Annotated in this window: 10 protein-coding genes; 5 read left to right on the forward strand and 5 right to left on the reverse strand. The window is 45.6% G+C overall.

What is annotated here, in order from left to right; genetic code table 11:
• Nucleotides 1-25 precede the first annotated feature (25 nt).
• From endA to metK, 4 genes are all read right to left on the reverse strand, one after another.
• Nucleotides 26-721: a deoxyribonuclease I gene (endA, locus tag R7Z50_RS10770; protein WP_318149069.1), complete on the reverse strand. Its 696-nt coding sequence runs from the start codon at nucleotides 719-721 to the stop codon at nucleotides 26-28.
• A gap of 150 nt (nucleotides 722-871) precedes the next feature.
• The gene (locus tag R7Z50_RS10775; RefSeq protein WP_182016907.1) at nucleotides 872-1,369 is read right to left on the reverse strand and encodes a SprT family zinc-dependent metalloprotease; all 498 of its coding nucleotides are present in this window, start codon (nucleotides 1,367-1,369) and stop codon (nucleotides 872-874) included.
• Nucleotides 1,370-1,436: 67 nt separating this feature from the next.
• Nucleotides 1,437-2,234 carry a DUF2189 domain-containing protein gene (locus tag R7Z50_RS10780; protein ID WP_005381026.1) on the reverse strand — a complete coding sequence of 266 codons (798 nt, stop codon included), beginning with the start codon at nucleotides 2,232-2,234 and terminating at the stop codon, nucleotides 1,437-1,439.
• 402 nt (nucleotides 2,235-2,636) lie between these two features.
• Complete coding sequence (gene metK, locus R7Z50_RS10785; protein ID WP_005381027.1) at nucleotides 2,637-3,791, reverse strand: methionine adenosyltransferase; 1,155 nt, start codon at nucleotides 3,789-3,791, stop codon at nucleotides 2,637-2,639.
• A 315-nt stretch (nucleotides 3,792-4,106) separates the two neighbouring features.
• Here metK and tkt point away from each other — a divergent pair, with 315 nt between their 5' ends.
• Complete coding sequence (gene tkt, locus R7Z50_RS10790) at nucleotides 4,107-6,101, forward strand: transketolase (protein WP_171346186.1); 1,995 nt, start codon at nucleotides 4,107-4,109, stop codon at nucleotides 6,099-6,101.
• 91 nt (nucleotides 6,102-6,192) lie between these two features.
• Here tkt and R7Z50_RS10795 read toward each other — a convergent pair whose 3' ends face one another.
• Entirely contained in the window at nucleotides 6,193-7,086 is an 894-nt protein-coding gene (locus tag R7Z50_RS10795; RefSeq protein ID WP_065274859.1) for a LysR family transcriptional regulator, read from the reverse strand.
• A gap of 140 nt (nucleotides 7,087-7,226) precedes the next feature.
• Between R7Z50_RS10795 and R7Z50_RS10800 the strand changes: the two genes are divergently transcribed.
• The 4 genes from R7Z50_RS10800 to fbaA all read left to right on the forward strand — a co-directional run bounded on the left by R7Z50_RS10800 (nucleotide 7,227) and on the right by fbaA (nucleotide 12,901).
• Entirely contained in the window at nucleotides 7,227-9,185 is a 1,959-nt protein-coding gene (locus R7Z50_RS10800; RefSeq protein ID WP_318149070.1) for a ligand-gated channel protein, read from the forward strand.
• Between the two features lie 135 nt (nucleotides 9,186-9,320).
• Nucleotides 9,321-10,358 carry an erythrose-4-phosphate dehydrogenase gene (gene epd / locus R7Z50_RS10805; RefSeq protein WP_005384545.1) on the forward strand — a complete coding sequence of 346 codons (1,038 nt, stop codon included), beginning with the start codon at nucleotides 9,321-9,323 and terminating at the stop codon, nucleotides 10,356-10,358.
• Between the two features lie 151 nt (nucleotides 10,359-10,509).
• Nucleotides 10,510-11,670, forward strand: a complete 1,161-nt coding sequence (locus R7Z50_RS10810; RefSeq protein ID WP_005384547.1) for a phosphoglycerate kinase — start codon at nucleotides 10,510-10,512, stop codon at nucleotides 11,668-11,670.
• Between the two features lie 154 nt (nucleotides 11,671-11,824).
• Nucleotides 11,825-12,901 carry a class II fructose-bisphosphate aldolase gene (gene fbaA, locus R7Z50_RS10815; protein ID WP_005380996.1) on the forward strand — a complete coding sequence of 359 codons (1,077 nt, stop codon included), beginning with the start codon at nucleotides 11,825-11,827 and terminating at the stop codon, nucleotides 12,899-12,901.
• Nucleotides 12,902-12,919: the final 18 nt, after the last annotated feature.

The following is a 12,919-nucleotide window of genomic DNA, read 5'->3' on the forward strand; positions in this document are numbered from 1 at the left end:
AATTGAAACGCTTCGAGGTCGGAGGTTACAGTGCGCGGCAGGCTTCTTGAACAAATGGGTTGTGATTGCCCTGTACTTTTGCAATGCGCTCGTCACGCTCACATTCCCATTTATCGACAGGATAGGTTTTGTTCCAAGCACTCATTAATTGCGTTTGCTGCTTCGACAGTTTGAAACCGTACTCTTTGCTCATGTATAGATAGGTACGAGCAATTGAGCCACGCGCACGGTCTGGTGGCATGACTTTACGCTGCTTAAAGTTCACTTGCATCTCACAGCGACCATAACTCACGCCATCCATACCGTTCCATTGGCTGAAGTTGTAGTTCGAACGGTCACCGTTTACTTCACCAATAGCAGGAGTTAGGTTGTGTAAGTCTGCTTCCATCAAACGAAAAGTTTCGTCTTTTTTCTTACAGTTTTTACGTCCGCCATCTTGCCAGCATTGACGCTGGTGGCCAAATTGCCACGCAGGAACAACGTGCTCCCATTCGATTCGTGCAGCCCGTTTTTCTTGTTTACGGACTTGGTAGCCGCAAGAGGCTAAATCGGGTAAGCCTTTCTTGCCTTGCCATTGAATGTTACAGCCACAGTAGAAGCTTGTTGGATGGTCTTGATAAATTTTGACCGCCTCACGTTTGGCAGCTGAGAATGAGCTCGGTGGCGCGGCAATCGCAGTGCTAGAAAACGCGATAAGCAACAGAGAGAGTAAGTATTTCATGATAAAAGTCTTTATAAAGTATGACTTTATTCATGATAACACGCATAAAATAGCTTTAGTGATGAGTAAGTTAACAATAAGTGGCGAAGGGAAGGTTTTGATCAACTCGATCTTTATTTTGGGAACGCAAGTAACACTATGAGGTAAGGGCTACGATAATTGAATGCCGGTGAAGTTAAGTGGTTGGCGGCATTTTTGACAAGAGTACGTTGCCTCTTTGCGCAGCACTTTATTATGACGGCGAATCGATAGAGGGTAGGTCATACAACCACAACGATACTCAAAGGTTTTACCTTGAACGGATTTTACTTCAAAGCTGTGAGTGGTTTTGGCTGGTACGTTAAATACGGCTTCCATGACGCCTTTCCATTCTTTACCGTGAGGCCTAACTCGCCCGTAAACCTGATAAGTAATCAGGTGCGCTACCTCATGAGGAATGACTTCATCTAAGAATGCTTGGGTGTTTTCGCGAAATAAAACAGAGTTTAGGCGTACTTGATTTAATTGAAGGTAGGCTTTTCCTGCCGCTTTCCCACGGACGTCGAAGGTGATTGTTGGAATCGGGAAAGAACGTTTGAAAGCTTGTTCCGCCATCGCGATACATCCCGCCATCACTTGCTTGGCTTTATAGCTGAGTTCTATATCCACAATTCACCTCGATAAATCAAATAAAAAAGCCCCCGCATTGCGAGGGCCAGATCATAGCATCAGTTAATTATGGTGTGTGTTTTTTCTTGATGGTGGCATGGTAAGCGTGCCATGTACCGTAGCCTAGAATTGGCATGGTAAACAACATTCCGATCCCGTAGGTCGCAAAGCCGATAAGAATACCGCCACAGATGATCGCTGCCCAAACAATCATTGCTGGAATGTTGGATTTCACGGCATTAAAGCTGGTAAACACAGCGGTCATCATGTCTACGCGACGCTCCATCATGAGCGGAATAGAAAAGGCTGAAATGCTAAACACCACACAAGCCAAAACAAAGCCAACTAAAGAGCCGATGACAAGGAAGGGTAGGAACTCACTTAAAGGTGCCCCTTGAACAGAAGGGTAGAGTGCATGAAGTAGAGCGGCAATGCGCATCCAAAATATCATACACACTGCGAGTAACACGGCGAACGCCCATTGAGATGTTGAGTTACGACCGATCGCTTTCATTGAATGGAACAAGCTTGCTTTGTGTCCGCGCTCTCTCTCCCAACTGGCATCATACAAGCCCAGCGCGAGAAACGGACCAATTAACATGTAAACAATCAAACTGGGCATGACGACTAAGTGTGTGCCTTGCCACTGTACGAGCAAAACAATGCCTATCGCAGCTGCCATAAAACAGATGCCATAGAAAGCACTAATAAGCGGCATTCGCACGAAATCATGCAGACCTAATGCGAGCCAATGAAAAGGTGCAGAAAGATTGACCGTATTGCACGGTATGGTTCTGGCGTATTCGTTGTCTGGCACTTCCTTTCGCTTGTTGTGGAAGTCCGATGGATTAACAGTTCGAGGCATAACTCCTCCTTGATTTATTCCCACATTATCCGCTTATACCAACTGACAGCGGTTTTTGTTCAGTCAAACTTGAAGCGACTTTTTCAAGTTTACATCTGAGCATTGGCTTAGTTTGGTATCGGCCATAAAGATGCCTGACTCATGTCTTTACTTAAGTGTTGCTTCCACAGTCGCCAGCATCCGACGTCTCTATTTAAATTGGAGTTAACAATATTTTAACTATTGGCGGAGATGGGATAATTTACAAATAATTGCTTAAAATTTATTCGGTATAAAAATGAGGGAGAAACAGGACTGCTTTGTGGGGCAGGGCGGTATGAGCCGAAATGGCTGGATAAAAGTTGCTGAAAATAAAAAGCCCCCGCCATAGGCGAGGGCTTGATTGATTCTTGCTTGGCTTGATTATTTGATGCCAGCGAAATCGCGTAGAAGTGCAGCTTTGTCTGTCGCTTCCCACGGGAATTCTTCACGACCGAAGTGACCGTAAGCCGCTGTCTTCTTGTAGATAGGTTGAAGAAGGTTAAGCATTTCTTGTAGACCGTATGGACGTAGGTCGAAGAATTGACGAACCGCTTCAATGATGATGTCGTGAGATACTTTCTCAGTACCGAACGTTTCCACCATGATAGACGTTGGATCAGCAACACCGATTGCGTAAGAAAGTTGGATCTCACAACGGTCAGCCATGCCTGCCGCTACGATGTTTTTCGCTACGTAGCGTGCTGCGTATGCTGCACTACGGTCAACTTTTGATGGATCTTTACCAGAAAACGCACCGCCACCGTGACGAGCTGCGCCGCCGTAGGTATCTACGATGATCTTACGACCAGTTAGGCCACAGTCACCCATAGGACCACCGATTACGAAGCGACCGGTTGGGTTAATGAAGAAGTTTGTTTCTTTGTTGATCCACTCAGAAGGTAGCACTGGCTTAATGATCTCTTCCATTACCGCTTCACGCAGGTCTGAAGTTGAGATTGAGTCACAGTGTTGAGTTGAAAGAACAACCGCGTCGATACCAACGATGTTACCTTGATCGTATTGGAATGTTACCTGAGATTTTGCATCAGGACGCAACCAAGGTAGTGTGCCGTTTTTACGAACTTCTGCTTGCTTTTGAACAAGACGGTGAGAGTAAGTAATTGGCGCTGGCATTAGTACTTCAGTTTCGTTACAAGCGTAACCAAACATGATGCCTTGGTCGCCTGCACCTTGTTCTTTAGGGTCAGCTTTATCAACACCTTGGTTGATATCTGGCGACTGTTTACCGATTGTGTTTAGTACCGCACAAGAATCTGCGTCAAAGCCCATATCTGAATGTACGTAGCCGATTTCACGAACGGTTTCACGAGTTAACTCTTCGATGTCTACCCATGCTGAAGTCGTGATTTCACCACCCACCATTACCATACCGGTTTTAACGTAAGTCTCACATGCAACACGAGCCTTTGGATCTTGCTCTAGAATCGCGTCAAGAACCGCATCAGAAATCTGGTCTGCAATTTTATCTGGATGACCTTCTGATACTGACTCAGAAGTAAACAGGTGCTTAGCCATGTTAGCTCCACTATATCTGGTTTAAAACTGGGGAATGATAAACTCTCCAGCGCAAATTAATACTAATTTTTGTAGGTGTATCTACATCTAGACGTCTATTCTAAATTTGATTGCTCGAATTACAAGCTCTTTTTTGGTTTTTGTTATAACCAAACGTTTGCCTGATTTATTGATAATTTTAAGAACTTCGAACGATTTGGCGCGAAAGGTGCAATATTTGTGAGGTTTTGGACTGGAAAACGTTTGCACACCCAACAGGGCTTTGAGAGAATTATGACCTACTTTTCGTTTCGCTTAATGTACTCAGGAGCAGACATGTCGTCTCGTAAACATCTTGCCAATGCAATTCGTGCTCTAAGCATGGATGGTGTTCAACAAGCTAACTCAGGCCACCCAGGCGCACCAATGGGTATGGCTGATATCGCTGAAGTTCTTTGGCGCTCTCACCTAAACCATAACCCTTCAAACCCAGAGTGGGCCGACCGCGATCGCTTTGTGCTGTCAAACGGTCATGGGTCAATGCTTATTTACTCTCTACTGCACTTAAGCGGTTACGAGCTATCTATTGACGATCTGAAAAACTTCCGTCAATTGCACTCAAAAACCCCAGGTCACCCAGAGTACGGCTACGCGCCTGGTATCGAGACAACAACGGGTCCTCTAGGTCAAGGCATCACTAACGCTGTTGGTATGGCGATCGCAGAGAAAGCACTAGCGGCACAGTTCAACAAAGAAGGTCACGATATCGTTGACCACTTTACGTATGTGTTCATGGGTGACGGCTGTCTAATGGAAGGCATCTCGCATGAAGCATGCTCTCTTGCAGGTACTCTTGGTCTAGGCAAGCTGATTGCATTCTGGGATGACAACGGCATCTCTATCGACGGTCACGTTGATGGTTGGTTCTCTGACGATACACCTAAGCGTTTTGAAGCGTACGGCTGGCATGTAATCCCAGCAGTCGATGGTCACGACTCAGACGCGATCAACGCAGCAATTGAAGCAGCAAAAGCGGACCCACGTCCTACGCTTATCTGTACCAAAACAATTATCGGTTTCGGTTCTCCTAACAAGTCTGGTTCGCACGACTGTCACGGTGCACCACTAGGTCACGATGAAATCCAAGCGGCTCGCGAATACCTAGGTTGGGAGTACGGCCCATTTGAGATCCCGGCAGATGTTTACGCTGAGTGGGATGCAAAAGAAGCGGGCGCCGCGAAAGAAGCAGCTTGGAATGAAAAATTCGAAGCATATGCTGCAGCTTACCCTGCTGAAGCGGCAGAGCTTAAACGTCGTCTAAACGGCGAACTTCCTGCACAATGGGAAGAAAAAGCGAACCAAATCATTGCCGATCTTCAAGCAAACCCAGCGAACATTGCATCACGTAAAGCATCGCAAAATGCACTAGAAGCGTTTGGTCAAATGCTTCCTGAGTTTATGGGTGGTTCTGCTGACCTAGCGCCTTCTAACCTGACCATGTGGTCTGGTTCTAAGTCTCTAGAAACGGAGGACTTCTCTGGCAACTACATCCACTACGGTGTACGCGAATTCGGTATGACTGCTATCATCAACGGTATCGCATTGCACGGTGGTTTCGTTCCTTACGGCGCAACATTCCTAATGTTCATGGAATACGCTCGTAACGCAATGCGTATGGCTGCGCTGATGAAAATTCAGAACATCCAAGTTTACACGCATGATTCGATCGGTCTTGGCGAAGATGGCCCAACTCACCAACCTGTTGAGCAAATGGCGTCTCTACGTGTAACTCCAAACATGAGCACATGGCGCCCATGTGACCAAGTTGAGTCTGCAGTTGCATGGAAACTAGCGATTGAACGTAAAGATGCACCAACTGCACTTATCTTCTCTCGTCAAAACCTAGCGCAACAAGAGCGTACTGCTGAACAAGTCGCAGACATCGCGAAAGGTGCTTACATCCTGAAAGATAGCGAAGGTAAGCCTGAGCTAATCCTTATCGCAACAGGTTCTGAGGTTGAGCTTGCAGTGAAAGCCGCTGAGCAACTAACTTCAGAAGGCAAGAAAGTACGCGTTGTTTCAATGCCATCAACAGATGCATTCGATAAACAAGACGCTGCTTACCGTGAATCTGTACTGCCATCAGACGTAACGGCACGTATCGCTATTGAAGCGGGCATTGCGGATTTCTGGTACAAGTACGTAGGCTTCGACGGTCGCATCATCGGTATGACAACATTCGGTGAATCAGCACCTGCTGGTCAGCTATTCGAGATGTTTGGCTTCACGACTGAAAACGTAGTGAACACAGCTAAAGAATTGCTAGCGTAATTGCAGGACCATCTAAACAGTCGAACGTAAACGACAACTGTTAGATGCTAAAGTTAGAAAGGCCATCATTATGATGGCCTTTTTATTTTTGTCAGGTTTTCCAACCTTGTGGAATGCTTTGGTGAATGCAGTCTAAAAGTACGGATAAGCGCAGTGGTGGTCGTCCTGCTGGTGTATAGCAGTTAATGGAAATAGGCTCAGAAACCCAACCTTCTAAGCATGGTGTGATTCGCCCTGGGTGATGTTTCTCATAGCCGCATGCTGTCCAAGTCGGCAGCAGTCCAATACCATGACCATTCGCGATACTGTCTATTTGCATTGCTATGTTGTCGCTGTATAAGCGACTAACAAAGGGTTCTAAAAAGAACTCACCGTGTTGAGGGTGTGCTAGCATCAATCCATTTTCTTGCACTGAACCAAAATCGATCCATGGATGTGCTTCAAGTTCTTTGGGGTGCGGTATAGGCCCATGTTGTTTTAGATAATTTGGAGAGGCAAAAGGCGTATAGCGAAATACCCCCAGCACTTCTTTTCGCCAGTCTAGCTCTTTACGTTCACCGAGCCAGATGAACAAATCTGGGTCATGATGCGCCTCAGAAAAGTCACTGGTAAGTTGAACTCTAACATCGGGATTATCAGCAAGAAAACGATTGAGTACGCCACCGAGCCAGCTTCTAACTAAGGCAGTGTGACAAACAATATGCAGTGGCCCTGAAACTTGGTTCGTTAAACCTTGCAGTGCATCATAACTCTCTTCGCTTAACTCAAGAATCTGGCGGCTGTAGTGGGCAAAGATCTCTCCAGCTCTTGTCAGAACTAATCGATTACCTTGCCTAGCGGTTAGAGCCTGACCGAAGTCTTCTTCTAATTGTGCCAAGCGACGACTTAGCGTTGATTTTGGCTGATTAAGGGCTTTAGCAGCGGCTGTCAAACTTTTATGCTGATTGAGCGCATCAAAGGCTCTAATTGATGCTAAGTCGTGCATATTTCTTTTACTCCTTACTGCGTTATGTACGAGTTCCATAAATGGAAAGAACCGTTCCATAACTCTCACTATGCATCTCATTCTATTTGTGAATAATTCACTTTCGAAAATAATAATCATTATCAATTATGGAGATGTAGATGTCTACTCTTAGACTGCCAGTTATTACCGCAACTGGTATTTTAGCCTTCGTCAGTGTCCCTCATGTTTTTGCCAATGATGCAGTTTCTAAAATGGAAACAGTGGTTGTAACTGCATCAAGCTACGAGCAATCTCAAGCGGACGCGCCTGCAAGTATTAGTGTGATTTCACGTGAGGAGTTGGACTCCCGTTATTACCGCGATGTGACTGATGCACTAAAAAGTGTGCCAGGTGTTGTCGTGACAGGTGGTGGTGATACTACCGACATTAGTATCCGTGGTATGGGTTCTAAATACACTTTGATACTGGTCGACGGTAAACGTCAAAGCACGCGTGAAACTCGTCCAAATAGTGACGGCCCTGGTATCGAACAAGGTTGGTTACCTCCTCTTCAAGCGATTGAGCGAATCGAAGTTATTCGTGGCCCAATGTCGACGCTTTACGGTTCTGATGCGATTGGTGGTGTGATTAACGTCATCACACGAAAAGATGCGCTAGAGTGGACGGGTAATGTTCAACTGGGCACGGTACTACAAGAGAATAGCCGCTCAGGTGGAGAGCAGAGCGCGAATTTTTTCGTTAATGGTCCGTTGGCTGAAAATTTATCTCTCCAAGTATATGGTCAGTACACAACCAGAGAAGAAGATGACATCGAATACGGTTATGAAGATAAAGATATGCAGAGTATCTCTTCAAAACTGACTTACCAGATTAATGATCGCCACTCGGTGCAATTAGAAGGTGGCACGTCGGCACAAAGTCGTCGTGGTAATGTGGGCCTTTCAGTGCCGAGCACTGGGTGTCGTGGTGGGTGTGAAGACTCACTGAATGAATATCGTCGTAATTACGTAACGGTAAGCCACAACGGTGATTGGGATTCGATTGGCATTTCAGATACTTACTTACAGCGAGAAGAGAGCGAGAACAAATCTCGTGAGATGACGATCACCAACACCACGTTCAAATCGAGCTTGGTGACTGGTATCGGAAACCATACGTTGACGACGGGTGTGGACGCCACTCATGCAGAGCTTGAGGATTTCACCTCCAACAAAGCGTCATCGAAGACTGAAACATCGAATACGCAGTGGGCTGTTTTCATTGAAGATGAATGGAGAATCGCTGATCCGTTTAGCGTTACGCTTGGTGGTCGTCTAGATCATGACGAAAACTATGGCGCGCACTTTAGTCCGCGTGTTTACGGTGTATGGCGAGTTGATCCGTCTTGGACGGTGAAAGGCGGTGTGGCAACAGGTTTCCGTTCTCCACAATTACGTGAAATTACTCCTGGCTGGGCGCAAGTCAGTGGTGGCGGTAATATCTACGGTAACCCAGATCTTGACCCTGAAACGTCGCTAAACAAAGAAATCAGCGTCTTGTATCAAGGTGATTCTGGCTTAGATGTCTCTTTGACAGCGTTCCATAACGAATTCAAAGACAAGATCACACGTGTTGTTTGTCCAGACACTATCTGTACTGATGGTCCAAACCAATGGGGCGCAGATCCAACGTACCGTATTAACGTGGATGAAGCCGTCACACAAGGTATTGAAGCGACCTTAGCATCGCCGTTAACGGAAACCATTTACCTTAGCTCGAGCTACACATTTACCGACTCAGAGCAAAAAACAGGTGAATACAAAGGCATGCCGCTGCAGCAGTTACCAAAGCATCTGTTTAATGTGGATGTGACTTGGCAAACGACAACAGATCTAGAGAGCTGGGCGAAAGTCACGTACCGAGGTAAAGAAATGGATCCGGTTACTGGCCCATCAAGAAACAGTATTGTAGAACCAGCTTATACCTTTGTGGACGCCGGTGTGACATACCAGTTAACCGACAATACTCGTATTAAAGGCGCTATCTATAACTTGCTAGACGAGGAAATCAGTTACGAAGAATACGGATATATTGAAGATGGTCGTCGCTACTGGTTAGGTTTAGACGTCGCATTTTAATTATCTATCGTTGTAATAAGGTCGAGCATAGTCTCGACCTTTTTTAATCCTGCTTTACTGTGATTCAACAGGTGCGTTTGTCAGCCTGATCAGGTAGTATCTGTGACACGAAATTTTTGGTAGGGCGAAGGATAAATGCTAAAGGTTGCGATCAATGGATTTGGACGTATAGGTCGTAATGTTCTGCGAGCGGTGTATGAAAGCGGAAAACACCAGCAGATCAAGGTTGTGGCGGTTAACGAACTAGCACAGCCAGAGGCGATGGCACACCTACTGCAATATGACACCAGTCATGGTCGCTTTGGTAAAAAAATTTCCCATGACCAAGAACATTTGCATGTTCATCATGACAGCGGTGAATATGATTCCATTCGCATTCTCCACCTCTCCGAAATCGAATTACTTCCTTGGCGTGATTTAGAAGTTGATATCGTCTTGGATTGCACTGGTGTATTTGGTTCGCAAGCGGATGGGCAAGCGCATATAGAAGCTGGCGCGAAGAAAGTACTGTTTTCGCACCCGGGCGCAAACGACCTAGATAATACGATTATCTATGGCGTGAACCACGAAACTCTGAAAGACGAGCACCGTGTTGTCTCCAATGGCTCTTGCACCACCAACTGTATCGTTCCCATCATTAAAGTATTAGACGAAGCCTTCGGCATAGAGTCTGGCACCATTACCACAATTCATTCGTCCATGAACGATCAACAAGTAATTGATGCGTATCATAACGACTTACGCCGTACCCGCGCTGCAAGCCAATCTATTATTCCGGTGGACACTAAGTTGCATAAGGGGATTGAAAGAATCTTCCCGAAATTTTCCAACAAATTCGAAGCAATTTCTGTTCGTGTTCCAACGGTTAACGTCACTGCAATGGATTTAAGTGTCACAATTAGTACAAATGTGAAAGTTAATGACGTAAATCAAACCATTGTTAACGCATCTCAGTGTACATTACGTAACATTGTTGACTATACTGAATCGCCACTCGTTTCCATCGACTTTAACCACGACCCCCATAGTGCGATTGTGGATGGAAGCCAGACTAGAGTGAGTAACGGGCAACTCGTAAAAATGCTCGTTTGGTGCGACAACGAATGGGGCTTTGCTAACCGGATGCTGGATACTGCCTTAGCAATGCAAGCTTCTTCGCAAGTGGAACAGTAATGACGAAGAAGTGATGGAGAATTTTTATTTCAAGCCTTGAAATAAATCCATAATATCTCCATATCTATAACCAGTTTGAAGAATTAACAGGCTTGGCAGGGTTGCCGAGTTTTCAAAAACTTTAATTATTAAATATTTGAGAGGACACATCATGTCTGTAATCAAGATGACTGACCTGGATCTTGCAGGTAAACGTGTATTTATCCGTGCTGACCTAAACGTGCCAGTAAAAGACGGTAAAGTAACTTCGGATGCACGTATCATCGCATCTCTTCCAACTATTAAGCACTGCCTAGAAGCAGGCGCTAAAGTAATGGTTACGTCTCACCTAGGTCGCCCAACTGAAGGTGAATACGCTGAAGAGTTCTCTCTACAACCAGTTGTTAACTACCTAAACGACGCACTAGATTGCGAAGTGAAGCTAGCAAAAGACTACCTAGATGGCCTAGAGCTAAATGCGGGTGAACTTGTTGTTCTTGAAAACGTTCGCTTCAACAAAGGCGAAAAGAAAAACGACGAAGAGCTATCTAAGAAATATGCAGCACTATGTGACGTATTCGTAATGGACGCATTCGGTACGGCTCACCGTGCTCAAGCATCTACTCACGGCGTTGGCATGCACGCAGACGTAGCATGTGCTGGTCCTCTACTAGCAAACGAACTAGAAGCGCTAGGCAAAGCAATGGACAAGCCAGCTCGTCCAATGGTTGCTATCGTAGGTGGTTCAAAAGTTTCTACTAAGCTAACGGTTCTTGAGTCTCTATCTAAAATCGCTGACCAACTCGTTGTTGGTGGTGGTATTGCTAACACATTCATCGCAGCTGCTGGCCACAACGTTGGTAAGTCTCTATACGAAGCAGACCTAGTTGAAACAGCTAAGAAGCTAATGGACGAGTGTGCAATTCCAGTAGCAACTGACGTTGCATGTGCGAAAGCATTTGACGAGAACGCAGAAGCTGAAATCAAGCACGTTTCTGAAGTACAAGACGACGACATGATCTTCGACCTTGGTCCAGATTCAACTGCTGAACTAGCTGAAATCCTTAAAAACGCTAAGACTATCCTATGGAATGGTCCAGTAGGCGTATTCGAATTCAAGAACTTCGAAGCAGGTACTAAAGGCATCTCTGAAGCTATCGCAGCTTCTGAAGGCTTCTCTGTTGCTGGTGGTGGTGACACGCTAGCGGCTATCGACAAGTTCGGTATCAAAGCGGATGTATCTTACATCTCTACTGGCGGCGGCGCTTTCCTTGAGTTCGTAGAAGGTAAAGTTCTTCCAGCAGTAGAAATGCTAGAAGCACGCGCTAAGTAATTAAAGCAAAGCGGGGGAGTGATTCTCCCGCTTTCTTGTTTGCTGCAACGTGTGAGGAACTCTGCTAGAATAGCCTCAGTTGTGAGCAAACGTTTGCAAGATTTTCAACTTAACAAGTTTTGTTTAAAAACGACAGATAAATAGGATTACATCCATGTCTAAGATCTTCGACTTCGTAAAACCAGGTGTTATCTCTGGCGATGACGTTCAGAAAGTATTTGAAGTTGCAAAAGAAAACAGCTTTGCACTTCCAGCAGTAAACTGTGTGGGTACTGACTCTGTAAACGCAGTACTTGAAGCAGCTGCAAAAGTTAAAGCTCCAGTTATCGTTCAGTTCTCTAACGGTGGCGCTGCTTTCTTTGCTGGTAAAGGTCTAAAACTTGAAGGTCAAGAAGCTCAAATCCTAGGTGCTGTTGCTGGTGCGAAATACGTTCACGCTGTAGCTGAAGCTTACGGTGTTCCAGTAATCCTACACACTGACCACGCAGCTAAGAAACTACTTCCTTGGATCGACGGTCTACTAGACGCTGGTGAAGAGTACTTCGCGCAAACTGGTAAGCCACTATTCTCTTCTCACATGATCGACCTTTCTGAAGAGTCTCTAGAAGAGAACATCGAAATTTCTGCTAAGTACCTAGAGCGCATGGCTAAAATGAACATGACTCTAGAAATCGAACTAGGTTGTACTGGTGGTGAAGAAGACGGCGTTGACAACTCTGATATGGATGCGTCTGAGCTATACACTTCTCCAGAAGACGTTGCATACGCATACGAGAAACTAAGCGCAATCAGCCACCGTTTCACTATCGCAGCATCTTTCGGTAACGTACACGGCGTATACAAGCCAGGTAACGTTGTACTAACTCCAACTATCCTACGTGATTCTCAAGCGCACGTTTCTGAGAAATTCGGTCTTCCAGCGAACTCTCTAAACTTCGTATTCCACGGCGGTTCAGGTTCTTCTCTAGAAGAAATCCGTGAATCTATCGGCTACGGTGTAATCAAAATGAACATCGATACTGATACACAGTGGGCTACTTGGGATGGTATCCGTAAGTTCGAAGCTGAAAACCACGATTACCTACAAGGTCAGATCGGTAACCCAACTGGTGAAGATGCACCAAACAAGAAGTACTACGATCCACGCGTATGGCTACGTGCAGGCCAAGCTTCAATGGTTACTCGTCTAGAGCAAGCATTTGCTGACCTTAACGCAGTTGACGTACTATAATCGTTACTGATTAAGTTA

Source organism: Vibrio sp. 1249-1 (assembly GCF_033340495.1).

Excerpts from the sequence above, each read along its gene's own strand:
- endA (WP_318149069.1), bottom strand. The coding sequence starts at position 721 with ATGAAATACTTACTCTCTCTGTTGCTTATCGCGTTTTCTAGCACTGCG.
- R7Z50_RS10780 (WP_005381026.1), bottom strand. The coding sequence starts at position 2,234 with ATGCCTCGAACTGTTAATCCATCGGACTTCCACAACAAGCGAAAGGAA.
- metK (WP_005381027.1), bottom strand. The coding sequence starts at position 3,791 with ATGGCTAAGCACCTGTTTACTTCTGAGTCAGTATCAGAAGGTCATCCA.
- tkt (WP_171346186.1), top strand. The coding sequence starts at position 4,107 with ATGTCGTCTCGTAAACATCTTGCCAATGCAATTCGTGCTCTAAGCATG.
- R7Z50_RS10795 (WP_065274859.1), bottom strand. The coding sequence starts at position 7,086 with ATGCACGACTTAGCATCAATTAGAGCCTTTGATGCGCTCAATCAGCAT.
- R7Z50_RS10800 (WP_318149070.1), top strand. The coding sequence starts at position 7,227 with ATGTCTACTCTTAGACTGCCAGTTATTACCGCAACTGGTATTTTAGCC.
- epd (WP_005384545.1), top strand. The coding sequence starts at position 9,321 with ATGCTAAAGGTTGCGATCAATGGATTTGGACGTATAGGTCGTAATGTT.
- R7Z50_RS10810 (WP_005384547.1), top strand. The coding sequence starts at position 10,510 with ATGTCTGTAATCAAGATGACTGACCTGGATCTTGCAGGTAAACGTGTA.
- fbaA (WP_005380996.1), top strand. The coding sequence starts at position 11,825 with ATGTCTAAGATCTTCGACTTCGTAAAACCAGGTGTTATCTCTGGCGAT.